The organism is Kosakonia oryziphila (assembly GCF_900094795.1).
Lineage (GTDB): Bacteria > Pseudomonadota > Gammaproteobacteria > Enterobacterales > Enterobacteriaceae > Kosakonia > Kosakonia oryziphila.
In genome coordinates this window covers 1-24851 of sequence record NZ_FMBC01000032.1, presented here as the reverse complement: position 1 = coordinate 24851, position 24851 = coordinate 1, and the positions used below count along the sequence as shown (strand labels likewise).

The 24851-nt window shown below is 53.0% G+C and carries 27 protein-coding genes and 2 pseudogenes; 16 read left to right on the top strand and 13 right to left on the bottom strand.

Translation table 11 applies throughout. The features are described 5' to 3' along the window. Window positions 1-28: 28 nt before the first annotated feature. The 3 genes from GA0061070_RS15470 to GA0061070_RS15460 all read right to left on the bottom strand — a co-directional run bounded on the left by GA0061070_RS15470 (window position 29) and on the right by GA0061070_RS15460 (window position 2716). The gene (locus tag GA0061070_RS15470) at window positions 29-1045 is read right to left on the bottom strand and encodes a Zn-dependent oxidoreductase (protein ID WP_090136982.1); all 1017 of its coding nucleotides are present in this window, start codon (window positions 1043-1045) and stop codon (window positions 29-31) included. A gap of 14 nt (window positions 1046-1059) precedes the next feature. Then, on the bottom strand, window positions 1060-2274 hold the full coding sequence (gene manD / locus GA0061070_RS15465; protein WP_090136954.1) for a D-mannonate dehydratase ManD: 1215 nt from the start codon (window positions 2272-2274) through the stop codon (window positions 1060-1062). A gap of 115 nt (window positions 2275-2389) precedes the next feature. Beyond that, window positions 2390-2716, bottom strand: coding sequence for a YnfA family protein (locus GA0061070_RS15460; RefSeq protein WP_090136953.1), 327 nt, complete (start codon window positions 2714-2716; stop codon window positions 2390-2392). A 148-nt stretch (window positions 2717-2864) separates the two neighbouring features. Here GA0061070_RS15460 and GA0061070_RS15455 point away from each other — a divergent pair, with 148 nt between their 5' ends. Together GA0061070_RS15455 and speG are read left to right on the top strand one after the other, a co-directional pair. After that, window positions 2865-3203, top strand: a complete 339-nt coding sequence (locus tag GA0061070_RS15455; RefSeq protein WP_090136952.1) for a DUF1283 family protein — start codon at window positions 2865-2867, stop codon at window positions 3201-3203. A 51-nt stretch (window positions 3204-3254) separates the two neighbouring features. Continuing rightward, complete coding sequence (gene speG / locus GA0061070_RS15450) at window positions 3255-3815, top strand: spermidine N1-acetyltransferase (RefSeq protein WP_090136951.1); 561 nt, start codon at window positions 3255-3257, stop codon at window positions 3813-3815. An 18-nt stretch (window positions 3816-3833) separates the two neighbouring features. Here the strand turns inward: speG and GA0061070_RS15445 are convergent, their stop codons facing one another. Further along, the gene (locus GA0061070_RS15445) at window positions 3834-4544 is read right to left on the bottom strand and encodes a YnfC family lipoprotein (protein ID WP_208598180.1); all 711 of its coding nucleotides are present in this window, start codon (window positions 4542-4544) and stop codon (window positions 3834-3836) included. 395 nt (window positions 4545-4939) lie between these two features. Here GA0061070_RS15445 and GA0061070_RS15440 point away from each other — a divergent pair, with 395 nt between their 5' ends. The 5 genes from GA0061070_RS15440 to dmsD all read left to right on the top strand — a co-directional run bounded on the left by GA0061070_RS15440 (window position 4940) and on the right by dmsD (window position 10003). Next, window positions 4940-5221: a DUF1161 domain-containing protein gene (locus tag GA0061070_RS15440; RefSeq protein WP_090136950.1), complete on the top strand. Its 282-nt coding sequence runs from the start codon at window positions 4940-4942 to the stop codon at window positions 5219-5221. Between the two features lie 153 nt (window positions 5222-5374). Continuing rightward, on the top strand, window positions 5375-7813 hold the full coding sequence (gene ynfE / locus GA0061070_RS15435; protein ID WP_090136949.1) for a selenate/tellurate reductase subunit YnfE: 2439 nt from the start codon (window positions 5375-5377) through the stop codon (window positions 7811-7813). 10 nt (window positions 7814-7823) lie between these two features. Continuing rightward, window positions 7824-8441 carry a DMSO/selenate family reductase complex B subunit gene (locus GA0061070_RS15430; protein WP_090136948.1) on the top strand — a complete coding sequence of 206 codons (618 nt, stop codon included), beginning with the start codon at window positions 7824-7826 and terminating at the stop codon, window positions 8439-8441. A 1-nt stretch (window position 8442) separates the two neighbouring features. Then, complete coding sequence (locus GA0061070_RS15425) at window positions 8443-9300, top strand: dimethyl sulfoxide reductase anchor subunit family protein (RefSeq protein ID WP_090136947.1); 858 nt, start codon at window positions 8443-8445, stop codon at window positions 9298-9300. Window positions 9301-9391: 91 nt separating this feature from the next. Next, complete coding sequence (gene dmsD, locus GA0061070_RS15420; RefSeq protein ID WP_090136946.1) at window positions 9392-10003, top strand: Tat proofreading chaperone DmsD; 612 nt, start codon at window positions 9392-9394, stop codon at window positions 10001-10003. A gap of 270 nt (window positions 10004-10273) precedes the next feature. Here the strand turns inward: dmsD and bioD are convergent, their stop codons facing one another. The 3 genes from bioD to GA0061070_RS15405 all read right to left on the bottom strand — a co-directional run bounded on the left by bioD (window position 10274) and on the right by GA0061070_RS15405 (window position 13341). Beyond that, window positions 10274-10969: a dethiobiotin synthase gene (gene bioD, locus GA0061070_RS15415; protein ID WP_090136945.1), complete on the bottom strand. Its 696-nt coding sequence runs from the start codon at window positions 10967-10969 to the stop codon at window positions 10274-10276. A gap of 125 nt (window positions 10970-11094) precedes the next feature. Then, entirely contained in the window at window positions 11095-12315 is a 1221-nt protein-coding gene (mlc, locus tag GA0061070_RS15410) for a sugar metabolism global transcriptional regulator Mlc (RefSeq protein WP_090136944.1), read from the bottom strand. A 129-nt stretch (window positions 12316-12444) separates the two neighbouring features. Then, window positions 12445-13341 (bottom strand): LysR family transcriptional regulator, encoded by an 897-nt coding sequence (locus GA0061070_RS15405; protein WP_090136943.1) that lies wholly within the window; start codon window positions 13339-13341, stop codon window positions 12445-12447. Between the two features lie 119 nt (window positions 13342-13460). On the opposite strand from GA0061070_RS15405, the gene GA0061070_RS15400 reads away from it, so the two are divergent. Continuing rightward, a complete protein-coding gene (locus GA0061070_RS15400) occupies window positions 13461-14711 on the top strand; it encodes an MFS transporter (protein WP_090136942.1) in 1251 nt (416 codons plus the stop codon). 60 nt (window positions 14712-14771) lie between these two features. On the opposite strand, the gene GA0061070_RS25545 is transcribed toward GA0061070_RS15400, so the two are convergent. Next, window positions 14772-14873, bottom strand: coding sequence for a KPN_01571 family protein (locus GA0061070_RS25545; RefSeq protein ID WP_244153148.1), 102 nt, complete (start codon window positions 14871-14873; stop codon window positions 14772-14774). Between the two features lie 122 nt (window positions 14874-14995). Here GA0061070_RS25545 and GA0061070_RS15395 point away from each other — a divergent pair, with 122 nt between their 5' ends. From GA0061070_RS15395 to GA0061070_RS15380, 4 genes are all read left to right on the top strand, one after another. Continuing rightward, window positions 14996-16480, top strand: a complete 1485-nt coding sequence (locus GA0061070_RS15395; protein ID WP_090136941.1) for a carboxypeptidase M32 — start codon at window positions 14996-14998, stop codon at window positions 16478-16480. Between the two features lie 164 nt (window positions 16481-16644). Next, complete coding sequence (asr, locus tag GA0061070_RS15390; protein ID WP_090136940.1) at window positions 16645-17004, top strand: acid resistance repetitive basic protein Asr; 360 nt, start codon at window positions 16645-16647, stop codon at window positions 17002-17004. 94 nt (window positions 17005-17098) lie between these two features. Continuing rightward, window positions 17099-17182 (top strand): small membrane protein YdgU, encoded by an 84-nt coding sequence (gene ydgU, locus GA0061070_RS26135; protein WP_090136939.1) that lies wholly within the window; start codon window positions 17099-17101, stop codon window positions 17180-17182. 94 nt (window positions 17183-17276) lie between these two features. Continuing rightward, a complete protein-coding gene (locus GA0061070_RS15380) occupies window positions 17277-18104 on the top strand; it encodes a trypsin-like serine peptidase (RefSeq protein ID WP_090136938.1) in 828 nt (275 codons plus the stop codon). 1 nt (window position 18105) lies between these two features. On the opposite strand, the gene GA0061070_RS15375 is transcribed toward GA0061070_RS15380, so the two are convergent. The 4 genes from GA0061070_RS15375 to GA0061070_RS15360 all read right to left on the bottom strand — a co-directional run bounded on the left by GA0061070_RS15375 (window position 18106) and on the right by GA0061070_RS15360 (window position 22679). After that, window positions 18106-20268 (bottom strand): putative bifunctional diguanylate cyclase/phosphodiesterase, encoded by a 2163-nt coding sequence (locus tag GA0061070_RS15375; protein WP_090136937.1) that lies wholly within the window; start codon window positions 20266-20268, stop codon window positions 18106-18108. A gap of 107 nt (window positions 20269-20375) precedes the next feature. Next, the gene (mdtI, locus tag GA0061070_RS15370) at window positions 20376-20705 is read right to left on the bottom strand and encodes a multidrug/spermidine efflux SMR transporter subunit MdtI (RefSeq protein ID WP_090136936.1); all 330 of its coding nucleotides are present in this window, start codon (window positions 20703-20705) and stop codon (window positions 20376-20378) included. Then, on the bottom strand, window positions 20692-21045 hold the full coding sequence (gene mdtJ / locus GA0061070_RS15365) for a multidrug/spermidine efflux SMR transporter subunit MdtJ (RefSeq protein ID WP_090136935.1): 354 nt from the start codon (window positions 21043-21045) through the stop codon (window positions 20692-20694). Before mdtJ ends, mdtI begins: the two co-directional genes overlap by 14 nt. A gap of 551 nt (window positions 21046-21596) precedes the next feature. Then, window positions 21597-22679 carry an AI-2E family transporter gene (locus tag GA0061070_RS15360; protein ID WP_090136934.1) on the bottom strand — a complete coding sequence of 361 codons (1083 nt, stop codon included), beginning with the start codon at window positions 22677-22679 and terminating at the stop codon, window positions 21597-21599. A 505-nt stretch (window positions 22680-23184) separates the two neighbouring features. Here GA0061070_RS15360 and GA0061070_RS15355 point away from each other — a divergent pair. From GA0061070_RS15355 to GA0061070_RS15345, 3 genes and pseudogenes are all read left to right on the top strand, one after another. Beyond that, the gene (locus GA0061070_RS15355) at window positions 23185-23511 is read left to right on the top strand and encodes a hypothetical protein (RefSeq protein WP_244153142.1); all 327 of its coding nucleotides are present in this window, start codon (window positions 23185-23187) and stop codon (window positions 23509-23511) included. A 131-nt stretch (window positions 23512-23642) separates the two neighbouring features. Next, window positions 23643-23738 (top strand): annotated as a pseudogene (locus GA0061070_RS26000) (DMT family transporter); the annotation flags it as partial. Window positions 23739-23745: 7 nt separating this feature from the next. Next, window positions 23746-23952 (top strand): annotated as a pseudogene (locus tag GA0061070_RS15345) (hypothetical protein); the annotation flags it as partial. A 15-nt stretch (window positions 23953-23967) separates the two neighbouring features. Here GA0061070_RS15345 and GA0061070_RS15340 read toward each other — a convergent pair. Continuing rightward, on the bottom strand, window positions 23968-24492 hold the full coding sequence (locus GA0061070_RS15340; RefSeq protein ID WP_279616095.1) for a LysR substrate-binding domain-containing protein: 525 nt from the start codon (window positions 24490-24492) through the stop codon (window positions 23968-23970). A 98-nt stretch (window positions 24493-24590) separates the two neighbouring features. On the opposite strand from GA0061070_RS15340, the gene GA0061070_RS15335 reads away from it, so the two are divergent. After that, a partial coding sequence (locus tag GA0061070_RS15335) for a transposase domain-containing protein (RefSeq protein ID WP_208598149.1) occupies window positions 24591-24851 on the top strand: 261 nt, incomplete at its 3' end.

Below are 24851 nucleotides of genomic sequence, written 5' to 3'. Positions count from 1 at the left end.
TACCGCTCAACCGCATTTTTCGTTGTAATTAATTGAACGTTAATAAGACCTTACAGCAGTGCCGCTGATCTTTTTCAAACAGTTCAATCGCATCGGTGACATGTTGATAATCAAATTTATGCGTCACTAACTTTGTCGGATCGATCAAGGCGCGAGCCAGCCAGTCGATCACCACCGGGAATTTGCCCGCATTAAGACGCGAAGAGAAAATAGACAGTTCTTTACCCGTGATGCCCTGCTGGATTATCTGGCAGGGTTCGCTGGAAAAGCCCATGATCACAATACGCGCGGCCAGCGAGGCCAGCGCAATTGCCTCCTGTAGAATCGATGGATGACATGCCGCATCAATAATCAGTGTCGGTTTAATGCCCTTCTCTGCCAGCGCTTCCGCCAACGGCTGCTGGCTGTTGTTAATCACCCAGTCCGCGCCATTACGCTGCGCCATTGCCAGACGATCTTCGATACGATCGGCAACAATCACTTGCTGCACGTTGTAGACATTTTTCAGTGCTTGCAGCGTGGTTAATCCCATCGGCCCTGCACCATAGATCAGCGCAATATCATTCTCCGTTGGGTTCACCTGACCTGTGACGTTAGCCGCGATGGTAAACGGCTCGATCATTACCGCATGCTCATCCGGGATTGCCGCCGGAACGGCCCAGGCATTACGTGCCGGAACAGTGACGTATTCGCTAAAACCGCCGTCACGATGTACACCCAACACAACCAGTTCAGTACAGACGTTCGGTTTGCCAACGGAGCACGGATAACAATGACCGCAGCTGATCACCGGGTCGACAACCACGCGTTCGCCCACCCTTTCTGCCGATATGCCCTCACCAACGGCATCGATCAGACCGTAGAATTCATGGCCGATAACGCGCGGGTATTTGGCGAACGGGTTGTGCCCGCGATAAATGTGGCTATCGGAGCCGCAGATCCCGGCGAGTTTGACCTTGACGCGCACCTCACCAGCGGCGGGTTGCGGCAAAGGGCGTTCAGCGAGCGTCAATTGGTTGGGTTGCTCAATTACCACACTTTTCATTTTGTTTTCCTCTGTTACCAGTTCCACAACGTGCCATCTTCCAGCCGCGCGACCGGTAGATATGCGGGATCGTAGGGATATTTCGCCGCCAGTTTTTCATCAAAACCGATGCCCAGACCGGGTTGATCGCCAGGGTGCATATAACCTTGATCAAAGCGCCAACTGTGCGGGAAAACCTCCAGCATCTGTTCGGAATAACCCATATATTCCTGCACACCAAAGTTGGGCACCCACAAATCAAAATGGAGGGCCGCTGCATGACAAATAGGCGAAAGATCTGACGGGCCATGCGAGCCAGTGCGTACCTGATAGAGCGAGGCGAAATCTGCAATGCGGCGCATACCGGTAATGCCACCAGCATGGGTGATAGTGGTGCGGATGTAGTCGATCAACTGTTCTTCAATCAGCTGCTTGCAATCCCAGATGCTGTTGAACACTTCGCCGACGGCGATGGGGGTAACGGTGTGTTGGCGGATCAATCGGAAGCAAGCCTGGTTTTCAGCCGGGGTGGGATCCTCCATCCAGAACAGGCGAAAAGGTTCGCTGCTTTTGCCGAAACGAGCTGCTTCAATTGGTGTCAGACGGTGATGCATGTCATGCAGCAGATGTTCGTTGAAACCAAATTTACTGCGCACAGCGTCAAACAGTTTCGGCGTGAAATCGAGGTATTTTTCCGTCGACCAGAGCTGTTCTTCCGGCCACTGGCCTTTGGTGGCAGGTTCATACGCCAGACCTTTGCCTTTTGCCATGCCGTAGGTGGTTTTCATTCCCGGCACGCCGCACTGAACGCGGATGGCTTTAAACCCCATCTCTTTGTGCCGCGAGTAATCTTCCAGTACCTCATCAATGCTGTGGCCGGTGGTGTGGCAATAAACCATAACGCCTTCACGGGAAGCGCCACCAAGCAACTGGTAGAGCGGCATATTGGCGGCTTTGGCTTTAATATCCCACAGCGCCATATCGATAGCAGAGATAGCCGACATGGTCACCGGACCACGCCGCCAATAAGCGCCTTTGTAGAAAAATTGCCAGAGATCTTCAATGCGCTGCGCGTCGCGGCCAAGAAGTTGCGGGCACAAATGATCTTTCAGGTAGGAAGCAACGGAGAGTTCGCGACCATTCAGCGTGGCGTCGCCAAGGCCGACGATCCCCTCTTCGGTGGTAATTTTTAATGTGACAAAGTTGCGCCCCGGGCAGGTAACAAAGACATCGGCGCCAGTGATTTTCATGCGGGTTTCCTTGCATTGACATAAGGTAATGCGGAAAACTTACGCAATCAAGCAACTACCATACAAGTATGACGATCAGGAAATACGCTACTGATCACAAAATATTAACGATTAGTTAAGCACGCCCCCATCCTGCTACAATGATTAACATACCGCACATTGCCACAACAGCGCCCAGCCAGTCGTAAAAACTCAGTTTCACACCATCCACCACGCGCAGCCAGATAAGCGCCGTACAGACATATACGCCGCCGTAAGCCGCATAAACTCGCCCGCTGGCCGCCGGATGCAGCGTTAACAACCAGACAAACAACGCCAACGCCAGCGCAGCAGGCACCAGCAGAAGCGGCGTTGCACCGCGTTTTAACCACAGCCAGGGCAAGAAGCAACCAACGATTTCACACAGCGCGGTAGCAAAAAAAAGCAGCGTCGTTTTGAGCATTTCTGGCACAATTATTAAGGGTTGGTTGAACCATCATACCCGATAATGTTCTGAGATTGGACGCCGCCCCGGTATACCGGCAAGCTGAGATCGCATAAAATAGAGAGATGTGGGCTACCCGTTTCTCCCTCAATTTAAGGATATCGCAATGACAACTACACTTAGCAAACGCCTGTGCCTGACCGCAATGCTGACGCTGGGTGCCATCGTGTACACCACCTCCGCAATGGCAGAAACCAACCGTCTGATTATTGAATCGGGCGACAACGCACAAACCCGTCAATCTGCGGCGATGGAAAAAGAGCAATGGAATGACACCCGTTCCCTGCGTCAAAAAGTGAATAAACGCGTTGAAAAAGAGTGGGACAAGACCGACGCAGCGTTTGACGCAAAAGATAATTGCCAGAAAAGTAGCAACGTTAACGCGTACTGGGAAGCCAATACTCAGCGCTGCCTCGATCGTCGTACCGGTCGTCAAGTTCAGTAATCCTCCCGGGCGCGTACTGCGCCCGCTTTTCACTTTCAGAAAGGAACTCTTATGAGTGACGCGCACAACGTTCGCCTTCGTCCCCTTGAGCGCGAGGATCTGCGCTTCGTCCACCAGCTTGATAACAATGCCAGCGTGATGCGCTACTGGTTTGAAGAGCCGTACGAGGCGTTTGTTGAGCTGTCGGATCTGTACGATAAACATATTCACGACCAGAGTGAGCGCCGCTTTGTCATTGAGTGTAATGATGAAAAGGCCGGGCTGGTCGAGCTTGTGGAAATCAACCATGTGCACCGCCGCGCGGAGTTTCAGATAATCATCTCCCCGGAATATCAGGGGAAAGGGCTGGCAACCAAAGCGGCCAGGCTGGCGATGGATTACGGTTTTACCGTGCTGAATCTGTATAAGCTTTATCTGATCGTCGATAAAGAGAATGAAAAAGCCATTCACATCTACCGTAAGTTGGGGTTCCAGGTGGAGGGCGAGTTAATTCATGAATTCTTTATTAATGGCGAGTACCGCAACACTATCCGCATGTGTATTTTCCAGCAGCAGTACCTGGAAAACCATAAATCCGGCGGCGTCACGCTGTTAAAACCCACCGCGCAGTAAGCGCGGCGGGTGCCTGCGTCAATAATAGGAGATGGTATTTTTAATGCTGTATTTGTGGGTGACCTGCGGGGAAGCGCTCAGATCGACAACCTCCAGCGTGCAGCTCAACGGATTGTCGTGCCTGTCGTAGTCACAGGTCTGTTTCACACTGCCGAGCGGTTTATCATTCAGCGTGCTAAGCGATGTGTAATCGAGTTTTTTCCGTTTATCTTTGGAGGGCGTCGAGACCACCGTCAGATGCTCGTCCTTCGAAGTCGTGGATTTGCCCAGTGGGTAACCTTCCTCATCGTAACGGTATTTTACTTCCATCTCTTTCCCGGTCGCCAGCACGACAAAACCATTGTCATCGGTGTCCCACGTCACGCCCGCAGCCGGAAACTCAGCTAACTGGCATTTACCCTGCAAGCGTAGCCGCTTCTCTTTCGTTTGCGCATCGAGATAATAATTGGCATCCAGCACCAGCGCGACGCCGCTGTTGTTCTCCAGATCGTGTAGTTCCAGCGTATCGAAACAGCCCTCTTTCGACATTGTTCCTGTGACGCGTTTTGTTACTTCGCCCTTCTCATTTAACAGCGTCTGGCTAAATTCTTTCACCGGGCCACGCAGCGGATCAAAATCGAATTCATTGGAGAAGCTCGCCATCTCTGGCGTAAACGATACCGGTCCCTTCGCGTCATCGCATCCGGCGAGCAACGCCGCCACAGCGATGAGCAATAGCTGTTTTTTCAATGGGTTCACCACATTTTTCTTCTGGATTGCGCCTATCTTAGCAAAATCTTTACATACTCGGGCAAGCACTTATTTGTCTTACGACCCAAACCCCGCCTGCGAATACACACTGCCCACCAAATTTAATAGCCGGAATGACCATAAAACCACGACAACACAATATGCCCGCCTGGCAACAACGCTGTGATAACACCCATCTCATCGTTTTCAGTACCAGCCCCTGTGCCCGGCCACTGTCAGCTCGCTACTGCGGCTGTTTATTCCCTTATATGTGCCGCCGCAGATAACGTTACGACCGCATCAGTGATCACATCGTCTGATAATTCAGATATTTACCAGGTCCCAGGGCGCAGAAACTGCTAAGCTTACTACGGGCAAAACTAAAGGAGATGAAAATGCAGTATTTACGTTGGTTATGTGCATTACTACTGGCAGGTGCGGTTCCTGCCTTTGCTGCGCCCGATTCATGCGAGCGGGTCAAGGCTGACATCCAGCAGCGCATCATTAATAACGGCGTCCCGGAATCGGGATTCAGCCTGACGATTGTGCCAAATGACCAGGCAGATCAGGCCGGTTCGCAAGTGGTGGGCCACTGTGCGAATGATACTTACAAAATTCTCTACACCCGCAACAGCGGCGCTACCCAGCAAAACGATCAGGGCGCCGGCACGCAATAAAACATAATCCCCCTGAATATTAGGGGGATTATCCCGTAGTTGATCATGGTTAAAATTTGTCTCCCCCCAAATGGTTACCATAACCACTTCATTAGCCTGCTTTTAATTTAAGCGGATAATATCTTTTTATTATAACTAATAATGGAGTGAGCTATGTCCGACACTGAACATCAGGGCGGAATAAGTCGACGAACGTTGGTGAAATCCACTGCATTAGGATCGCTTGCACTCGCAGCCGGTGCAATCTCCCTTCCTTTCGGCATGCGCTCCGCCGCTGCCGCCGTACAACAAGCCATGCAACCCGCGCCCGATAAAGTCGTCTGGGGCGCCTGCTCAGTAAACTGTGGTAGCCGATGCGCCCTGCGCTTACATGTGCGCGATGACGAAGTGTACTGGGTGGAAACCGATAATACTGGTGATGATATTTACGGTAACCATCAGGTCCGCGCCTGCCTGCGCGGTCGGTCAATTCGCCGCCGTATCAACCATCCGGATCGTCTTAACTACCCGATGAAGCGTGTGGGCAAACGCGGTGAAGGCAAGTTTGTGCGCATTAGCTGGGACGAAGCCCTCGATACGATTGCCAACAGCCTGGAAAGCGTGGTGCAGAAATACGGTAATGAAGCAGTTTACATTAACTACTCTTCCGGCATCGTCGGCGGTAATATTACCCGTTCTTCGCCATCCGCCTCGATCATTGCCCGGCTGATGGCAATATACGGCGGTTTCCTTAACCAGTACGGTACTTACAGCACCGCGCAAATCTCCTGCGCGATGCCTTATACCTACGGCTCCAACGACGGCAACAGCACCTCGGATATCGAAAACACTAAACTGGTGGTGATGTTCGGTAACAACCCGGCAGAAACCCGCATGAGCGGCGGCGGTATCACTTACTTTCTTGAACAGGCGCGCGAACGCTCTAATGCACGGATGATTGTTATCGATCCGCGCTATACCGACACGGCAGCCGGGCGTGAAGATGAGTGGGTACCGATTCGTCCGGGTACCGATGCCGCACTGGTTGCGGGCATGGCCTGGGTATTGATCAGCGAAAACCTCGTCGACCAGCCGTTCCTCGATAAATATTGCGTCGGTTATGATGAGAAAACCCTGCCAGCCGATGCGCCTGCCAACAGCCACTACAAAGCGTATATTCTCGGTCAGAGCGATGATGGTATCGCCAAAACGCCGCAATGGGCGTCGCGCATTACCGGTATCCCGGCCGATAAGATTATTAAACTGGCGCGGGAAATTGGCAGTGCCAAACCGGCTTATATTTGTCAGGGTTGGGGGCCGCAGCGTCAGGCCAACGGCGAGTTGACTTCACGGGCCATCGCTATGCTGCCGATCCTCACCGGTAACGTGGGCATTAACGGCGGTAACAGCGGCGCGCGAGAATCTACTTACACCATTACTATCGAACGTATGCCGATGCCGGAAAACCCGGTGAAAACGTCGATCTCCTGTTTCTCCTGGACAGATGCTATTGCCCGCGGCCCGGAAATGACGGCTAAACGCGACGGTGTGCGTGGCAAAGATAAACTTGATGTGCCGATCAAATTCATCTGGAACTACGCTGGTAATACCCTTACTAACCAGCACGGCGATATCAACCGAACCCATGATATTCTGCAGGATGAAAGCAAATGCGAAATGATTGTGGTCATTGAGAACTTTATGACCTCTTCGGCAATGTATGCCGACATTTTGCTGCCGGATCTGATGACCGTTGAACAGGAAGACATTATTCCGAACGACTACGCAGGGAATATGGGTTATCTGATCTTCCTACAGCCGGTTACCGCGCCGAAATTCGAGCGCAAACCGATCTACTGGATTACCAGCGAAATCGCCCGTCGTCTGGGGCCGGATATCTACCAGAAGTTTACCGAAGGCCGCACTCAACAAGAGTGGCTGAAGTATCTGTACGCCAAAATGATCGCCAAAGATCCGCAACTGCCCTCCTATGAAGCGCTCAAAGCGATGGGGATTTATAAGCGCAAAGATCCGAACGGACACTTTGTCGCCTACAAAAAATTCCGCGATGACCCGATCGCTAACCCGCTGAAAACACCTTCTGGCAAAATTGAAATCTACTCCAGCCAATTGGCTAAAATCGCCAACGACTGGGAGCTGGAAAAAGACGAAGTTATCAGTCCGCTGCCGATTTATGCCTCAACCTTTGAAGGCTGGGACGATCCGCTGCGGGAAAAATTCCCGTTGCAACTGTTCGGGTTCCACTACAAAGCCCGTACGCACTCCAGCTACGGCAACATTGATGTACTGCAAGAGGCCTGTCGTCAGGAAGTGTGGATCAACCCCATTGATGCCGAGCATCGCGGTATCAAGCATGGCGATATGGTGCGCGTCTTTAACGAGCGCGGCGAAGTGCGTATTGCCGCGAAAGTGACGCCGCGTATCATGCCGGGCGTCAGCGCAATGGGCCAGGGAGCCTGGCACCAGGCCAACATGGAAGGTGACCGTGTCGATCACGGTGGCTGCATGAATACCCTGACCACTCATCGCCCATCGCCACTGGCGAAAGGCAATCCGCAGCACACCAATCTGGTCGACATTCAGAAGGTTTGAGGAGTAACCGATGACAACTCAGTATGGATTTTTTATCGATTCCAGCCGTTGTACCGGTTGCAAAACCTGCGAGCTGGCCTGTAAAGATTACAAAGACTTATCCCCGGATGTCAGCTTCCGCCGCGTGTATGAATACGCCGGCGGCAACTGGCAGGAAGATAATGGCATCTGGCAGCAAAATGTCTTTGCCTATTATCTTTCGATCTCCTGCAACCACTGCGAAGATCCAGCCTGCACCAAAGTGTGCCCAAGCGGCGCGATGCATAAGCGTGAAGATGGTTTTGTGGTGGTGGATGAAGATGTCTGCATCGGCTGCCGCTACTGCCATATGGCCTGCCCCTATGGCGCGCCGCAATACAACGCTGCGAAGGGACACATGACCAAATGTGACGGCTGCCACGATCGTGTCGCTGAAGGGCAAAAGCCCATCTGTGTTGAATCCTGCCCGCTGCGCGCACTGGATTTCGGTCCAATCGAAGAACTGCGTAAACAGCATGGTTCGCTTGCTGCCGTAGCCCCCTTCCCGGCAGCGCACTTTACCCGGCCGAATATCGTGATCAAACCTAACGCCAATAGCCGCCCGACGGGTGATACCACCGGCTATCTGGCTAATCCGCAGGAGGTATGAGATGGGAAACGGATGGCATGAGTGGCCACTGGTACTGTTCACCGTACTGGGCCAGTGCGTGGTTGGCGGCCTGATAGTAAGCGGTATTGTCTGGATGAACGCCAACGACGATCGCAGCGGACAAGTGCGCATTGTACGTAGCCAGTTTCTCCTTTGGGTGCTGATGGGTATTGGTTTTATCGCTTCGATGATGCACCTCGGTTCGCCGCTGCGCGCATTTAACTCGCTGAATCGCGTTGGTGCGTCGGCGCTCAGTAATGAAATCGCTGCCGGCTCTCTCTTCTTCGCTGTAGGCGGTTTCTGGTGGCTGGTAAGCTGGCTGGGGAAAATGCCGGCTGCCTTAAGCCGCATCTGGCTGGCGATCAGCATGTTGCTTGGCGTGCTGTTTGTCTGGACAATGACGCAGGTCTATCAAATCGACACCGTGCCGACCTGGCATAACGGCTACACAACGGCGGCATTTTTCCTGACCATGCTGGTGTGCGGCCCGTTGCTGGCCGCGCTGCTGCTGCGTCTGGCGGGTATCCGTTTTCGCGCCTCGCGCTTCGCCGCATTAAGCGTTGCGGCGTTTATCGCCAGCATTGCCGTGGTGATGTTGCAAAGCCAACAACTGGGCGAGATCCACAGCTCCATCCAGCAAGCGGTCGCACTGATACCGTATTACGCTACGCTGCAGGTGGCTCGCTTGCTGCTGGTTGCGCTCGGTCTGGGATGCTGGATCTGCCCGCTGGTGATGCGTAAACAGCCGCGTGTGCTCAGCCTGCTGCCTGGCATTGTGCTGGTCACCGCCGGGGAAGTGATCGGACGCGGTCTGTTTTATGGGCTGCATATGACCGGGGGCGTCGCCGTTTCCGGTTGACGATATTCGCCGGATGGCCGTGCTTCATTCAGCCTGCGTGTGCCGCATGAGGCGAAACACAGCGCCATCCGGCAGTTTTTCAGGATCAAATATGACTGACTTAACCTGTGAAAATTTTATCGTGACCGCCCGTGTTCTGGGTGCGCTATTTTACTATCCGCCGCAGAGCGAGCAGTGCCAGCCGCTGATTGCTGCGTTCACCCAGGGCGACTGGGCGGAACAGTGGCCGCTCCCGCAAACCGACCTTGCCCCGTTGGTGGCCGGGTTCGCCGCGCCCTGCGATGAATCGCTGTTTGCAGCCTGGCAGCGCCTGTTTATTGGTCCGTGGGCGCTTCCTGCTCCGCCGTGGGGTTCCGTATGGCTGGATAAAGAGTCGGTGTTGTTTGGCGATTCCACGCTGGCACTGCGCCAGTGGATGCGGGAAAACAATATTGCATTTGATAGCCGACAAAACGAGCCGGAAGACCACTTCGGTGCGCTGTTACTACTGGCGGCGTGGCTGGCAGAAGAGGGAAATAGCGTCGCCTGCGATCGGCTGCTGGCCTGGCATCTGCTGCCGTGGGCCGGGCGTTTCCTTACGGTATTTATCGATGAAGCGCAGCATCCATTCTGGTGCGCTGCCGGAAAACTGGCGCAATTGACGCTCGCGCAGTGGCAATCTAACTTACTGATCCCGGTCGCGCAAAAACCACTGTTTCGTTAATCCTTTCCCGGTGCAACCACCGGGATTTTCACATTTTCTTTTCATTTATACGTGACAACGTCACTTACCCGCCCTGACTGGGATGCTTTTGGATACTTGCTACAGGTCAATTCCCCCTGCCGAATACGGCATAACAGCACGTAACGCCCGTTGCCATAACGCACGCAATAAGGAAGATATATCGCAGAGTATTTAAGTTCGGGCAGAACGTGGCGGTACTGAATCTTTACAGCGATGCGTAGCAAACGCCTCTCAGATGAGAGGCTTTTTTCAAGCCAGGATGCGGTCGGCGACTAACATGCCGGTCGCCATCTGCAAATTGATATATTGTGCCAAATCACGCTGCTCGGCGCGCGGCAGATAGGGTAACTCACCCACCAGCGGTGCGGGCAGTTTCTTGCTCAGCACATCGATAATTTCAGCGTAATGCGCCAGACCTGGGTTGATGCGGTTCGCCACCCAGCCAATCAGCGGCAGGCCGTCGCTGGCAATCGCCTGTGCGGTCAACAAGGCATGGTTAATGCAACCTTCCTGGATACCCACCACCATCACTACCGCCATCTGTTCCTGTACTACCCACTCGGAAAGCGGACGCAAATCATTCATCAGGCTGCGCCAGCCGCCGGTTCCCTCGACTACCACGTGATCGACCTTTTCGCACAGGTTGGCCAGGCCGCTGGAAAGCAGGCTGTAATTGATGGGACAACTGTGCGCAACACTACTTTCCTCTTCGCTCAGGGCAATGGGGTTTATCGCCTGGTAAGGTAAATCCAGCGAGGAAACGCTTTGCAGTACCAGCGCATCTTTATTGCGTAACCCTTCCGGCGTTTCTTTGCTTCCTTTAGCAACAGGTTTGTAACCTGCCACTGTTTTGCCGCTGGCAGCCAGCGCCTGAAGAAGCGCGCGGGCTGCTACTGTCTTCCCGACAGAAGTATCTGTACCCGTTACAAAGAAACGCTTAAGCATCTCGATTTCCACCGTTGTTCTACGAAAATATAAACCTGGAGAATAATTCAGTGGGGAAAGTCTAAGATAAGTATCACCGGCCCAGCTTGAGGTAGCGCAATTTTTGCGATAACAATGTAAAAATGTTACCCCTGCAACAAACGGATAAGTAAAGATCCGTTATACATCGCGTCTTTTACCAGCGCGGCACCGGCCATAGTGCCCTGATTGGTGAACTGGGTACTCTCAACGGAAATATGCTTGCTGTATGCCGGTAACGCCTGCTGACGGATGCAATCGGCAATAGCGGGAAAAAGAATGTCTGCCGCTTTGCTCAGCGGCGAGCCAATCAATATTTTTTGCGGATTGAACAAATTCACCATAATGGCAAGGATACGACCAATATTGGCCCCGACGCCGCTGATGATATCTTTTGCCAGCAGATCGCCCTGCTGTGCCGCCTGACATAACCACTCAACGGTTAACGGCTTCTGATGCAGCATTGAACTCATCGACTGGCTCATACGTAACTGCGCCAGTTCCAGCACGCTTTCAACGCTGGCAATGGTTTCAAGGCAGCCGTGGTTGCCGCAATAGCAGCGCTTACCGTAAGGATCCACCTGCGTGTGTCCAATCTCCACCAGGCTGCTGCTGCCTGCGTGCAGTAAACGTCCGTCGGTGATAACCCCGGCACCAACGTTGTGGTCGATCACCACCTGAATCACATCCCGCGCGCCGCGTGAAGCGCCGAATAACGCTTCAGCCATGGTCCACGCGCTAATGTCGTGCTGCACGTAAACCGGCACGCCGGTGTGCTTCTCCAGCGTTTCACCCAGCGGCATATCTTTCACTTCGGTATAAAACGGCATGGTATGAACAATACCATTCTCGGTATCAATGATTCCCGGCAGCGTGATGGCAATCGAGGTCAGACGCTCCAGACGGCTCTGGTGGCGGGTAAAAAAACTGTCGATAAGGTGAATAATGCGATCCAGCAGCGACATATCATCGACCAGTGACAGTTCAAGCCTGTCTTCCACCACCAGCTTACTGCTCAGATCGCGCAGCGAGAGAAAGATCTCCCCGCGGCTAATACGCAGCGAGAGATAGTGCCAGGCTTCGGTCTCTACCACCAGGCCGACCGCCGGACGCCCACGGCTGCCCGGCTCCTGAATCTCCGTTTCCTGCACCAGATGCGCTTCCAGCATTTCACGCACAATTTTGGTAATGCTCGCCGGCGCGAGTTGCGCCAGACGCGATAAATCGATGCGCGAAACCGGGCCAAGCTGATCAATAAGGCGATAAACCGCCCCTGCGTTGGTCTGCTTAATCTGATCAATATGCCCAGGCTGACTATCAGCAACCACCTCTGACTCCCTTATTTTCGCGCTTCGAAATAAACGTTCAGCTATGGTGAAGCACTTCACCAGGCGCCGTCAAATTTTTACCACGGCTTGTGAGTTACAGCACATTTTGCAATGACTTATGCGTAAAAATCAGCCGATTGCGGCACGCAGAAGTTGCTGCCTGAAACGCGCAGCCGCCGTCCCTTGTTCATGGTGTTTTGCCCACACCAACCACATTTCGGAAACCGCATCCGCTTCAATAATCGGCACCCAGCGCATTTCATTAAGTTGCAACCGATGAAACGAAGCCGGGAGGATCGAGACACCCAGTCCGGCCGCCACCAACCCGATGATCGTCATCGCTTCGCCCACTTCCTGGGTTATGGTGGGTATTAGCTGATAGCGTCGCATCAGCCCGAGGATCTCGTCATACAGGCCAGTACCGACGTGCGGATCGAAAAAGACAAACGGCTCCTGCGCCAGTTCCTTCAGCGACACCGCCTTATGCGCCGCCAGCGGGTGGTCGCGGTGGATCATCGCCAGCAACGGTTCACGCAAGATCACCTCCCATGTCAGCGTTTCTGGCAGCGGCGTATTGCGCATCAGCCCTAAATCCAGCGAGCCTTCATTCAAAGGAGCAATCTGCTCGCGGGTATTGATCTCCCGCGTCTGAATATGCACATCCGGGTAGCGCTGGCGAAACGATGAGAGCGTATCGGAAACCGCCTTAATAAACGGCGCAGAAGAGGTGAAGCCGATGCGCAATTCACCGGTCTCCCCCTGATGCAAACGGGCGGCACGGGCGGCGGCATCATCGACCTGGCTTAAAATCTGTCGGCTGTCGGCAAGAAACTGTTTGCCAGCAGGCGTCAGCGCGACGCTACGGTTGGTGCGTGCCAGCAGGCGCGCGCCAACCTGCTGTTCAAGCAACTGGATCTGCTGGCTCAGCGGTGGTTGGGAGATATTAAGCCGCGCTGCCGCGTGACCAAAATGCAGTTCCTCGGCAACGGCGATAAAGTAACGCAGATGACGCAGTTCAATATTCATATTTTAAAAGTATTATTTGAGATTATTAATATATTAGACAGAATATTACACCTTTCATACCCTTATGTCTGTGGTAAGCCCGTCGCCAGAATCACGGGTATGGAATGTAAGGATCTCTAGTGAGTCGCACAATAACCGTTGACACCGAGCCGGCAAGCGTTGTCAACGAAATTCCTGTCGCGTTGCCGGGACAATTTATTAAACGTGGTACTCCCCAATTCATGCGCGTCACGCTGGCGCTCTTCTCCGCCGGGCTGGCAACCTTTGCCCTGCTCTATTGTGTGCAGCCGATTTTGCCGGTGCTGTCCCATGAATTTGGTGTCTCTCCTGCCAGCAGCAGTATTTCGCTGTCGATTTCCACCGCCATGCTGGCAATTGGCCTGCTGTTTACCGGCCCGCTGTCGGACGCCATCGGGCGCAAAAAGGTGATGGTTGCCGCCTTGATGCTCGCTTCCTGCTGTACCTTGTTGTCAACAATGATGACAAGCTGGCACGGTATTCTGGTGATGCGCGCGTTGCTTGGCCTGTCGCTGAGCGGTGTGGCGGCAGTCGGGATGACCTATTTAAGCGAGGAGATCCATCCGAGCTTTGTCGCCTTCTCAATGGGGCTGTACATTAGCGGCAACTCGATTGGCGGCATGAGCGGCCGTCTGATTAGCGGCGTGTTTACCGACCTCTTTAACTGGCGAATTGCAGTAGCGGTGATTGGCTGCTTTGCGCTGGCGTCAGCGCTGATGTTCTGGAAAATCCTGCCGGAATCGCGCCATTTTCGCCCCACGTCGCTGCGACCGAAAAACTTGCTGATCAACCTCCATTTGCACTTGCGAGATAAAGGGCTGCCGCTGCTGTTCCTTGAAGGCTTTTTGCTGATGGGATCGTTCGTTACGCTGTTTAACTACATTGGCTATCGCTTGATGCTATCGCCGTGGTCGCTGAGCCAGACGGTCGTCGGCTTGCTGTCACTGGCCTATCTGACCGGCACCTGGAGCTCGCCGCGCGCGGGGGCGATGACCAGCAAATATGGTCGAGGCCCAGTGATGATCGGTTCTTCCGCCATCATGCTGTTCGGGCTGCTGCTGACCCTTTTTTCTTCGCTGTGGCTGATTTTTCCGGGCATGCTGTTATTCACCACCGGTTTCTTTGCCGCACACTCAGTCGCCAGTAGCTGGATCGGCCCGCGCGCGCGACGCGCCAAAGGCCAGGCCTCGTCACTCTATTTATTCTGCTACTATCTGGGCTCCAGCGTGGCCGGGACGCTGGGCGGGGTTTTCTGGCACAGTTTTGGCTGGAATGGCGTGGGCGGCTTTATTGCGTTGATGCTGCTGATTGCCATTCTGGTGGGTAGCAGGATCCACTCTCGTTTGCATTAATGCAACGACTGAAGAAGAGTCTCGCGTATGCGGGACTTTTTTGCTCCATGCAGATGTGCGTTAAAAGAGGCTAAAAATCGAACTGGCGCCAACCAGTTCACGCACTGCATCCAGCGTCATCAGAGCAAAAATGATCCAAACAAAAGGATTTATGGTTGTCATTTTGCTGTCTCTTCTGTGGGTGTAAAAACCCTATACTTCTATTATGGTACAAACTGGCAAAATGAGAGCCAGGCTACTGTTTCAGGTAGTTACAGAAAAACGCTAACGAAAGCAGAGGCATTATGGACAAGCAGAACTACCAGCAACTCACCCGCACTTTCCAGCGCCTGTCGCGCTTCTCCCACCTCTCCGCCATCGCCAGCTGGGACATGTTCACCATGATGCCGCCAGGCGGTAGTGCCGCACGCGGTGAAGCGCTGGCTGAACTCAACGTACTGCAACACCAGATTCTGACGGATAAGCGTGTCGGGCAGTGGTTACAGGCGGCAAAGCAGGAGACGCTGGACGATATTGAACAGGCAAACCTGCGCGAAATGACGCGTCACTACCAACAGGCGGCACTGCTCCCGGAAGCGCTGGTCGAAGCGCAGTCGCTGGCAGGCAGCAAATGCGAGCACGCCTGGCGCACGCAGCGTCCGGCGAATGACTGGGCGGGTTTCAGCGTCAACCTGAAAGAGGTGGTCAAGCTTGCCCGCGAAGAGGCCGGCTTACGCGCGGCGGCCAAAGGCAGTTCACCATATGATGCACTGCTCGATAAGTTCGAACCAGACATGACCAGTGCCCGTCTGGATGAACTGTTTGGCGAGGTGAAAAGCTGGCTGCCAGACCTGCTGAACCGCGCGGTGGCGAAACAGGCGCAGCAAACGCTGATTGCGCCACAGGGGCCGTTTCCGCAGGCTGTGCAGCGCGAACTGGGATTGCAGGCAATGCAGGTGCTGGGCTTCGACTTTAATGGCGGGCGTCTTGATGTAAGCGCGCATCCCTTCTGCGGTGGTGTGCCGGAAGATGTGCGAATTACCACGCGCTACGACGAAAATGAACTGCTGAGCGCGCTATTCGGGGTGGTGCATGAAACCGGTCACGCCCGCTACGAACAAAACCTGCCGCGCGCCTGGGCTGGTCAGCCAATCGCGCAAGCGCGATCCACGGCGATTCATGAATCGCAAAGTCTGTTCTTTGAAATGCAGCTAGGGCGCAGCGACGCGTTCCTGCGCCGCCTGCAACCAGCGATTATCGAGCGCTTTGGTATGCAACCGGCCTTTGAAGAAGGCAACTTCATTGCCTGGAACCAGCGGGTAAAACCGGGCTATATCCGCGTTGATGCCGATGAAGTCAGCTATCCGGCGCACGTGATCCTGCGTTACGAAATCGAACGCGCGCTGATCGATGGCGATATTGAAGTGGAGGATATTCCGGCGCTGTGGAATGAAAAAATGCAAGCCTGGCTGGGGCTTTCCACCGAAGGCAATTACCGCAATGGTTGTATGCAGGATATTCACTGGACCGACGGCGGATTTGGTTACTTTCCCTCATACACGCTGGGCGCGATGTACGCCGCACAGCTCTTCCATGCGGCGCGCGTGGCCCTGCCAACACTTGATGAGGCCATTGCACAAGGTGATTTTAGCGCCCTGTTCGACTGGCTGCGGCAAAATATCTGGCAGCACGGCAGCCGCTTCAGCACCTCGCAACTCATTGAAAATGCAACAGGAGAAGCGTTGAACGCCGATTATTTCCGCCAGCATTTGACCCGCCGTTATCTCTGACAGCATCGCGCCGTAACCCCCGTTTCGGCGCGGTACATCACATTTGTACATTCCGTTACATGCCGATACCAATCACTCACGGAAACCTCGCATTTACAGGGATATAGTTCTTTCAACGGCCCCGCAGTGGGGTTGAATGATGAAACCAATTCGAGGATATCAGAATGAAAAAAGTATTAGCTCTGGTCGTTGCCGCTGCTATGGGTCTGTCTTCCGTTGCATTCGCTGCTGACACCGCTGCCACCACTCAGGCTCCGGCTGCCGCTCCGACTACTACTACCGCTGCACCGGCTGCCACTGCACCGGCCGCTACTGCAACTAAAGCTCCGGCTAAAAAAGTAAAAAAACATCACAAAAAAGCAACTAAACCGGCAGTAGAGCAGAAAGCTCAGGCTGCAAAAGCGAAAAAACATCACAAAAAAGCAGCTAAACCAGCAGTAGAGCAGAAAGCTCAGGCTGCTAAAAAACACAAAAAACACGTTAAACACACTGCAACTAAACCGGCTGCACAACCAGCTGCATAAGTAAACGTGTCTGATTCCGGCGTCCTTAACGGTACGCTGTGACAAGTCGGCGCTGAGCCCTTCGGGTGAGGCGCCGTTTTTCTCTGGAGGGCATATGCTGCGACGTTATCGTTTTGAACTGATTCTGTTAATGCTTATTATTTGTGCGCTCATTGCCTTCCGTTTTTATCTTTATTGATGTAGCACGCTGATTTTACTCCCGCTTTCCTCGCGTCCCGTCTATATTTATCTGGGCTTACGTTAATAATCATAATTACCCACCAGAGTGTGATATGCGAAAAACTGTTGTGCTGATGCTGGGATCGCTGTTTGTGTTTCCCGCTGCTGGTCATGCTGACGATGGCGAGGATAACGTGCTTAACGCTCGCGATGTAAAAACACTTTTTTTTGGTCACGATGATCGCGTCCCGGTCCCCACACCAACTAAATCACCGTGGGATGCTATTGGCCAACTGGAAACCGCCAGCGGTAATCTGTGTACTGCCACCCTTATCTCTCCGCACCTGGCGCTGACCGCCGGACATTGCCTGCTGACGCCGCCGAACGGGAAAGCAGACAAAGCCGTCGCGCTGCGCTTTGTTTCTCAAAAAGGGACCTGGCGCTATGAAATTCACGGTATTGAAGGACGTGTCGACGCATCGCTCGGCCATCGGCTGAAACCCGATGGCGATGGCTGGATCGTTCCCTCTGCCGCCGCATCGTGGGATTTCGGCCTGATCGTCTTGCGTTATCCGCCATCCGGCATTACACCGCTACCGATCTTTGTTGGCGATAAAGACGAACTGACTGCGGCGTTGAAAACGGCAAACCGGAAAGTGACGCAGGCAGGCTACCCGGTAGATCATCTGGATACGCTCTACAGCCACCAGGATTGTACAGTCACCGGATGGGCGCAAAGTAGCGTGTTATCGCACCAGTGCGATACCCTGCCCGGCGACAGCGGTTCACCGCTGATGCTGAAAACTGACGCAGGCTGGCAGTTGATTGCCGTACAAAGCTCAGCGCCAGCGGCAAAAGATCGCTGGCGCGCCGATAACCGCGCCATCTCTGTAACCGGTTTTCGTGACAAGCTGGAAGCGCTGGCAAAAGAGAGCGAGTGATTCAGCCCAGCCGCTGCAAACGGAGTTGCAGGATATGGTGCAGCGGCATCGGTTCACTGAAGTAATATCCCTGTAGTTGGTCGCAACCGGCCTGCGTTAACAGTTTCATCTGCTTTTTATTCTCCACACCTTCCGCCACCACCAGCATACCCAGCGCGCCAGCGATGCGGATAGTCCCGCTTACCAGCGCCGATGCCTGCTTATCGTCATCCACCATCCCGGCCAGTGATTTATCAATTTTAATGGTATCGAAATAAAAACGCCGCAGATAGCCAATGCTGGAGTAACCCGTACCAAAATCATCCAGCGCCACCGCCGTGCCCAGCGCTTTTAAGTTGGCAATGGCCGACCGGGCGCGCTCGGGATTTTCCAGCATGTAGGTTTCCGTCACTTCCAGTTGCAGGCGGTGCGCCGGAAAGCGGCAGGTCTCCAGCACGCCGGAGACTTTGTTTTCAAACTCAGGATCGCGAAACTGAGCTGGCGAGATATTGACCGATAATTTCAGATCCTCTAACGGCTGGAGATCGCTGCAAGCACGGCGCAAGACAAACTGTCCCAGCGAGTAAATCAAACCGCTGGTCTCCGCAATCGGAATAAATACATCTGGTTTTAACTCTCCAGCAGGACGACGCGGCCAGCGCGCCAGTGCTTCAATCCCTACCATCATCTGACTTCGGGAATCAACAATCGGTTGATACCAGACATCAAATTCCTCGCGCTCCAGCCCGTCGCGGATATCACTTTCAATGAGCAGTTGCCGCTCGCGGGCGCTGTTCAGCTCCGCATCATAATGCGTTAATCTGCCTTTGCCGGTAATTTTTGAGTGATACATCGCAATATCGGCACGTCGGAACAACTCGGAACTGGAGCACTCCAGCAATGTGCCACTGGCGATGCCGATGCTGGCGCCAATATGGATGGTGCGTTTACCAATGCGCACGGGATGATTCAGATATTGCAGGACGTTATTGGCAAACTCAGTGGCCTTCTCCACCGACCACGGCCCGCTCAGGGTCATGGCAAATTCGTCGCCCCCCATCCTCGCCAGCATGCCATCGGTTGGTACTTTCTCGCGCAGGGTCTGAGCAATGGTGACAATAAGTCGGTCACCAACATCGTGCCCGTAAATATCATTCACATCTTTAAAACCATCCAGGTCGATAAACACCACACTTATCGTGTCCGGATCGCCCATCGCACCCAGTTTTTCAATGTCTTCGATGAGCGCCCGGCGGTTGGGTAACCGACTGAGCCAGTCCGTCAGGGCGATTTTACGCGCCAGCCTTTCCCCGCGCGCCAGCTTGTACAGTCCGGCGCTGCTCAGCACAATAAATAGCAGAATCAATCCGGACGCCAGCAATGCTATCTGACGAATATTCGACGCCGACGCCCGCGCGGCTTCTGCACCTGGCAGACGCGGCGTCCAGCTCAGATAACCGAGCACATGGCCCGCCGAGTCGCGCAGAGGAACGCTGTTTACGGCGTTTTTCTGTGGCGACAGGCGTAAGTCTGTAATCTGGAAGGTTTTGCCAAGGTCGCTGAGGATCTGTGTATCCATATGGCGGGTAATCACCAGATAGCGGCGAGTACCGTCGTAAACCTCAAGGCGGCCAACCATTGGGCGTATCAGTCCGATGCTGATAAACGCCACGCCGTCCCGGGTCTGCGTAATCCCGGCGTAGGCCTCTTTCCCGGACTGAAGCCGTTGGATATGACTGCGGATCAGCGCCTGTAAGCCGCTGCCAAAAAAATTGAGATCGCGCTGCGTAAAAAGTTTGCTTCGAAACGCGCCCCACAGCACGTTGAATCGCTCATCCAGCACAAAGGTGCCATCATACAGATTGTTTATTTTATAACCAGCCCCCCAGGTGTTGTACAACCACTGAGTATCCAGTTGCGGTCGATAAACTTCCCGCACCGCATCGTTCCAGACCGCGTTATCAATCACCAGTGAGCGGGTTCGGTTAACTGAAGTCTGAATCGCGCCCTGCACCGAGAGCGCAGTGCGGTGTTCATCAATTTCATTAGCTTTGCTGCTGATTAAATGCAACGAGAGGTAAAGCAGTGCCACAACCGAGACGATTAAGCCAATCCCAGCCATGAAGGTCATTACAAATAGCGTCCTTGCGCTGGGAATATTGCGCCAGCTAAACGGATTGAACATTTACCGCTCCTCGCAGGTGGCCTGAAAAAGTCACGTTGCGTTAGTCATTGAGTAAAGCGTAATACAGACTGCAAAATTCGCTGCCCGCAAACGCGGACAGCTTCACATCATGCGAGTTTAATCAGCAGCATACCCATAATTAATAGCAGCAGACCGAACCAGCCTTTACGATTCAGGCGCTGGCCGAAGAGGATCCAGCCCGCCGCCAGCGTAGCGACAATACCAAATCCGCCCCACAGCGCATAGGCCACGGAAAGATCTATCCCTTTCACCGCTTGTGACAGCGCACTAAACGCCACCAGCACCGCCAACAGCGATCCGCAACCGTACAGTTTGCGACGAAAACCGTCAGAGAATTTCAGCAAGATATTCGCCACGATCTCCAACCCAATAGCTATCGCCAGCCAGAGACCGTGGATCCACTCAAACTGCGGCATGATTTCGCTCCTGACGCGGTTTACGCGTCCCGGATTTAATCAGCACAATGCCCGCCACTAACGTTGCCAGCCCGGTCACTTTTAATACTGAGAGTTGTTCGTCAAAAAGAAATACGCTGAACAGGGTAATGAATAATATGCCAATGCCTTCCCATAATGCATACGCCACACCGAGGGCAATTTTTTTTACCGCAAATGACAGAAAAAGATACGACAGCGCAATCATTGCCAGCATTAAAATAAAACCGAACTGGTTATCATTCACGCTAGCCCATTTCATTGACAAGGTGCCTGTTATTTCGGCAACAATGGCGAAGGCCAGTAACATCCAATAAATCATTTTTTCTCCTGCTTGAGAATAAATATCCTTGCGCGGCTTACCGCAGTGCGGAAAACCAGAAAAGCGATATCAGCCTGGCGCAGCACGCCCGAACAGGCAGGAGGAGACTACAGCGCCGAGCGCCAGCATTGTTCACCCGCAAATGGGCAGCAGGAGGAGTGATGACGGGAAAAAACAGAATTTACAATGCTGAACAGAATGTCCATATCATTACAATTATCCGCGAATTGCTTCTCATCGTGCGGATGAATATTGTCCTCAGTCGTTAAACACGGCTTATTTCTATCACAGGTCAGGACTTTACTCAAAAGTTTTTCCATTCTTTACTCTGCTGCGGGGTTTATATTATTTTTATGCCGCCTTTATATTAGGCGGTAAATAATCCTCATCAGCCGATAACAGCTCATGACGAGGAAATATATATCACGGTTAGTGATCGTTGTTAATCGCACGGCGCCGCAGAGACCCTCGCTCCCTTGACAGATGCCCTGGCTAAACAACCCGGTCCGTGGTTACGGTTTGCCATACGGCATCTTTACCGTGCAACGCCTTTATTGAGGAGGCGCTGGTGGGTTATTTTTTACGGTGCTGGCCCGCGCTTCCGCCAGCAAATTCCATGAGGTGATAAACAGCGCGGCAATTGTTGGCCCAAGGACAAACCCATTAATGCCGAAGAATTGCAGGCCGCCCAGCGTGGTCAGCAGGATCAAATAATCCGGCATGCGGGTATCTTTCCCTACCAGCAGCGGGCGCAAAAGATTGTCGGCCAGGCCAACAACGATCACGAAGTAGAGCGTCAGCATCGTTGCCGTGGCAAACTCGTCGGTTGAATAGAGAAAAATCACCGCCGGGATCCAGACAATCGCTGTCCCCACAGCCGGGATTAACGACAGGAATGCCATCAGCGCCGCCCACAGCAAGCTACCGTTGAAACCGGCAAACCAGAACCCGATGCCGCCCAACGTGCCCTGTACGATGGCGACCACCAGCGTCCCTTTTACTGTGGCGCGCGCCACACCGGCGAATTTCAAAAACAGACGACGCTTAATGGTTGCCGTCAGCGGTATGACTTCGTAGATCCGACGCACCAGTGCGGCACCATCTTTCAGCAGAAAGAACAAAAAATAGACCATCAAACAGAAGCTAACGGTAATGCCTAACGTGCCTTTACCGATGATCACCGCGCTGCCAGCCAGGTAACGCCCGATACTCAGCGCCACGCCGGAGAGTTTTTCCCGGATCGCATTCACCGAATCAAAATTGTTGTCGTGCAGATAGCCCTTCGCCCACTCCGGCAAATGAGCAATACCGTTACTTAATAGCTGCGGCAGATCGGTCGCGTTATTTTGCAGACGCTGGTACAGGCTGTTGATCTCCACGGCCAGTGAAGAGAGCACCATCATCATCGGGATAAACACAATCACGCATATCAGCAACACGGTGATCAGCGAGGCAGTGCCGTTACGCCCACGCAGCCACACCGAGAGCCGCATGCGCAACGGATAGAAAATCAGCGCCAGAATGATCGCCCAGATAATGGCGGAATAATAGGGCTGGATCAGGACGAAAAACGCCACACTGACCAGCAATAATAAAATGATAAAAAAGAATTGATTACTTTTAAGTGTTGACATCCGGGCCGTCCAATGGAGAAACAACCACTAAGTGTAGTGCGTTACTCATTGATTGTAAAAACAATCCCCTGCCCTGATGGTCGTTTGTCGATAATAATTTTTCCTTTCTTATCAACTGAACGCCAACAGAATTTACGTACTAAATGCGTATTTAAGAATGAGACGATAAATCAATGCCATATTGACACTTATGATGAGACCTACGAATCGCGACGGTCAACGCCAGGAATAGAGCATCGGCTATCTGGCTAACTGGTGGGGAAAAATAAGTTGGTTAATATTGACGACGCAGTAACGCATTGTCGGATTGTTTTATCCGTTATATGTCTGTTTTCGTGATAAGCATAGAAATACCTTTAAATCAAGAGGTTACTATTTCACAAAGAGGAGATACAGTATGACCATTGTAATGCTCATGTCTACCGATGCCGATATTGTTAACACACAACTGAATGCCGCCTGGAACCCCGTCACGAATAGATATACGTGGGCACAGGTCAATCCCATGAATTTAAATATTATCAACGGCGCGACCATTGTGGTTATTGCCCATGGTAATGGTACGGAAATTGGTAACGCAGCCCCGGGCGTTGTCGATATTAATGCCGAAACCTTTCTTGCGCTGGTCCAGGGAAATATGGCAAACAACGCCGTTCCGGCAAGAATTTATATTTCCTCTTGCGGCCCGGGCATCGCAGAGTTTGCTGCGAATGTACGGATAGCGGCGCAGAATAATCAGATTTGGCATAACACGCGTATTTTTGGTCATAGCGATCCGGTTTCCGGCCCGGTACCGCCCGCCAACGATATCCGCTGGACGCAGATTTTTTAATTTATCGCCGGTGCATGATGCCAGGCTGTGGTTAACACTGCCTGGCATCCCTGCCGTATAAATAGCATGTGGCTTCAGTAGCGTCATTCTTCCCTTCCACTGTCGAATGAATCAGGGCGTAAAACGGACATGTTTCGTTACTCAGGCTGGGAGGCATGCTGATCATGCTGGGCGGACTCGCCATTATGCTGTTTGGCGACAGGCTGTCTGCGCGTTTTCTGCACTGACAGAGTGGTGATCCGTACGGCCATCAGGAAACGCAAGGTGTTCCCGACGGATGACTCGGTACGAAAGGTTGTTTATCGGGCGATCAAAGATGCGTCAAAAAAATGGAATATGCCGATCCCGAACAGGCGGCTGGCAATGCGTCGTTTTATTAGCGAGTTCGCTGACCGCATGAGCGATCACCTTAATACGATGATAGTTACACCAAATTACTGACAGGCCGGTATTTACTCAAACTTTACCGGGAGAGAATTTCTCAAGTGAAAAATTGATAAAAGCACGAATTTTGGGTGTCATTCTTTTATCCCTGAAATATAACAGCCATACCTGCCTTTCTCTTATGTGCCAATCCTGGAACAGGCGTACCAGTCTCCCCGAGACCATGTCCTCCGACAGAAGTATTTCTGGCTGCATAACAATCCCAAGCCCTGACCGGGCCGCCATCCGCAGCGCCTGCCCATTGTTAATGGTCAGTTTACTCTGTACAGGAATTTCAATTTTTTCCTCACCTCTGCTCATCCGCCATGGAGAACGGGACGATGTCGAGAGAGAAAGCAGTTGATGTTCGATAAGTTCAGAAGGATGTGCTGGTGTTCCATATTTATTCAGGTAATCCGGTGATGCACAGACTGCCATACGGTATGGCATTAATGGTCTGCCAATCATACTGCTGTCATTCAGTTCTCCAATCCTGAAAGCAATGTCTATCCCTTCATCAACCAGATCGATAACCCGATCGGTCAGAGTAATATCAATCTCAACATCCGGTGTAATGCCGATCAGTTAAGGATCAGTTGACCGATCCAGTGGCTGTGTAAGAATCCGGAAACGCTCACTCGTTTCCGGATTTTTTTATGTACATTGGACAGGCCCTTGATTTGGTATCCCGTTACGATTCTCTGCGTAACCCACTGACTTCTCTGGGGGATTACCTCGACCCCGAACTCATCTCTCGTTGCCTTGCCGAATCAGGTACAGTAACGCTACGCAAGCGCCGTCTTCCCCTCGAAATGATGGTCTGGTGTATTGTTGGCATGGCGCTTGAGCGTAAAGAACCTCTTCACCAGATTGTGAATCGCCTGGACATCATGCTGCCGGGCAATCGCCCCTTCGTT

Excerpts from the sequence above, each read along its gene's own strand:
- GA0061070_RS15425 (WP_090136947.1), top strand. The coding sequence starts at position 8,443 with ATGGGAAACGGATGGCATGAGTGGCCACTGGTACTGTTCACCGTACTG.
- GA0061070_RS15395 (WP_090136941.1), top strand. The coding sequence starts at position 14,996 with ATGGACAAGCAGAACTACCAGCAACTCACCCGCACTTTCCAGCGCCTG.
- mdtJ (WP_090136935.1), bottom strand. The coding sequence starts at position 21,045 with ATGATTTATTGGATGTTACTGGCCTTCGCCATTGTTGCCGAAATAACA.
- manD (WP_090136954.1), bottom strand. The coding sequence starts at position 2,274 with ATGAAAATCACTGGCGCCGATGTCTTTGTTACCTGCCCGGGGCGCAAC.
- dmsD (WP_090136946.1), top strand. The coding sequence starts at position 9,392 with ATGACTGACTTAACCTGTGAAAATTTTATCGTGACCGCCCGTGTTCTG.
- GA0061070_RS15360 (WP_090136934.1), bottom strand. The coding sequence starts at position 22,679 with ATGTCAACACTTAAAAGTAATCAATTCTTTTTTATCATTTTATTATTG.
- GA0061070_RS15380 (WP_090136938.1), top strand. The coding sequence starts at position 17,277 with ATGCGAAAAACTGTTGTGCTGATGCTGGGATCGCTGTTTGTGTTTCCC.
- GA0061070_RS15430 (WP_090136948.1), top strand. The coding sequence starts at position 7,824 with ATGACAACTCAGTATGGATTTTTTATCGATTCCAGCCGTTGTACCGGT.
- ydgU (WP_090136939.1), top strand. The coding sequence starts at position 17,099 with ATGCTGCGACGTTATCGTTTTGAACTGATTCTGTTAATGCTTATTATT.
- GA0061070_RS15455 (WP_090136952.1), top strand. The coding sequence starts at position 2,865 with ATGACAACTACACTTAGCAAACGCCTGTGCCTGACCGCAATGCTGACG.
- ynfE (WP_090136949.1), top strand. The coding sequence starts at position 5,375 with ATGTCCGACACTGAACATCAGGGCGGAATAAGTCGACGAACGTTGGTG.
- GA0061070_RS15440 (WP_090136950.1), top strand. The coding sequence starts at position 4,940 with ATGCAGTATTTACGTTGGTTATGTGCATTACTACTGGCAGGTGCGGTT.
- GA0061070_RS15460 (WP_090136953.1), bottom strand. The coding sequence starts at position 2,716 with ATGCTCAAAACGACGCTGCTTTTTTTTGCTACCGCGCTGTGTGAAATC.
- GA0061070_RS15470 (WP_090136982.1), bottom strand. The coding sequence starts at position 1,045 with ATGAAAAGTGTGGTAATTGAGCAACCCAACCAATTGACGCTCGCTGAA.
- asr (WP_090136940.1), top strand. The coding sequence starts at position 16,645 with ATGAAAAAAGTATTAGCTCTGGTCGTTGCCGCTGCTATGGGTCTGTCT.
- GA0061070_RS15375 (WP_090136937.1), bottom strand. The coding sequence starts at position 20,268 with ATGTTCAATCCGTTTAGCTGGCGCAATATTCCCAGCGCAAGGACGCTA.
- GA0061070_RS15405 (WP_090136943.1), bottom strand. The coding sequence starts at position 13,341 with ATGAATATTGAACTGCGTCATCTGCGTTACTTTATCGCCGTTGCCGAG.
- speG (WP_090136951.1), top strand. The coding sequence starts at position 3,255 with ATGAGTGACGCGCACAACGTTCGCCTTCGTCCCCTTGAGCGCGAGGAT.
- mdtI (WP_090136936.1), bottom strand. The coding sequence starts at position 20,705 with ATGCCGCAGTTTGAGTGGATCCACGGTCTCTGGCTGGCGATAGCTATT.
- bioD (WP_090136945.1), bottom strand. The coding sequence starts at position 10,969 with ATGCTTAAGCGTTTCTTTGTAACGGGTACAGATACTTCTGTCGGGAAG.
- GA0061070_RS25545 (WP_244153148.1), bottom strand. The coding sequence starts at position 14,873 with ATGACAACCATAAATCCTTTTGTTTGGATCATTTTTGCTCTGATGACG.
- GA0061070_RS15355 (WP_244153142.1), top strand. The coding sequence starts at position 23,185 with ATGAATTTAAATATTATCAACGGCGCGACCATTGTGGTTATTGCCCAT.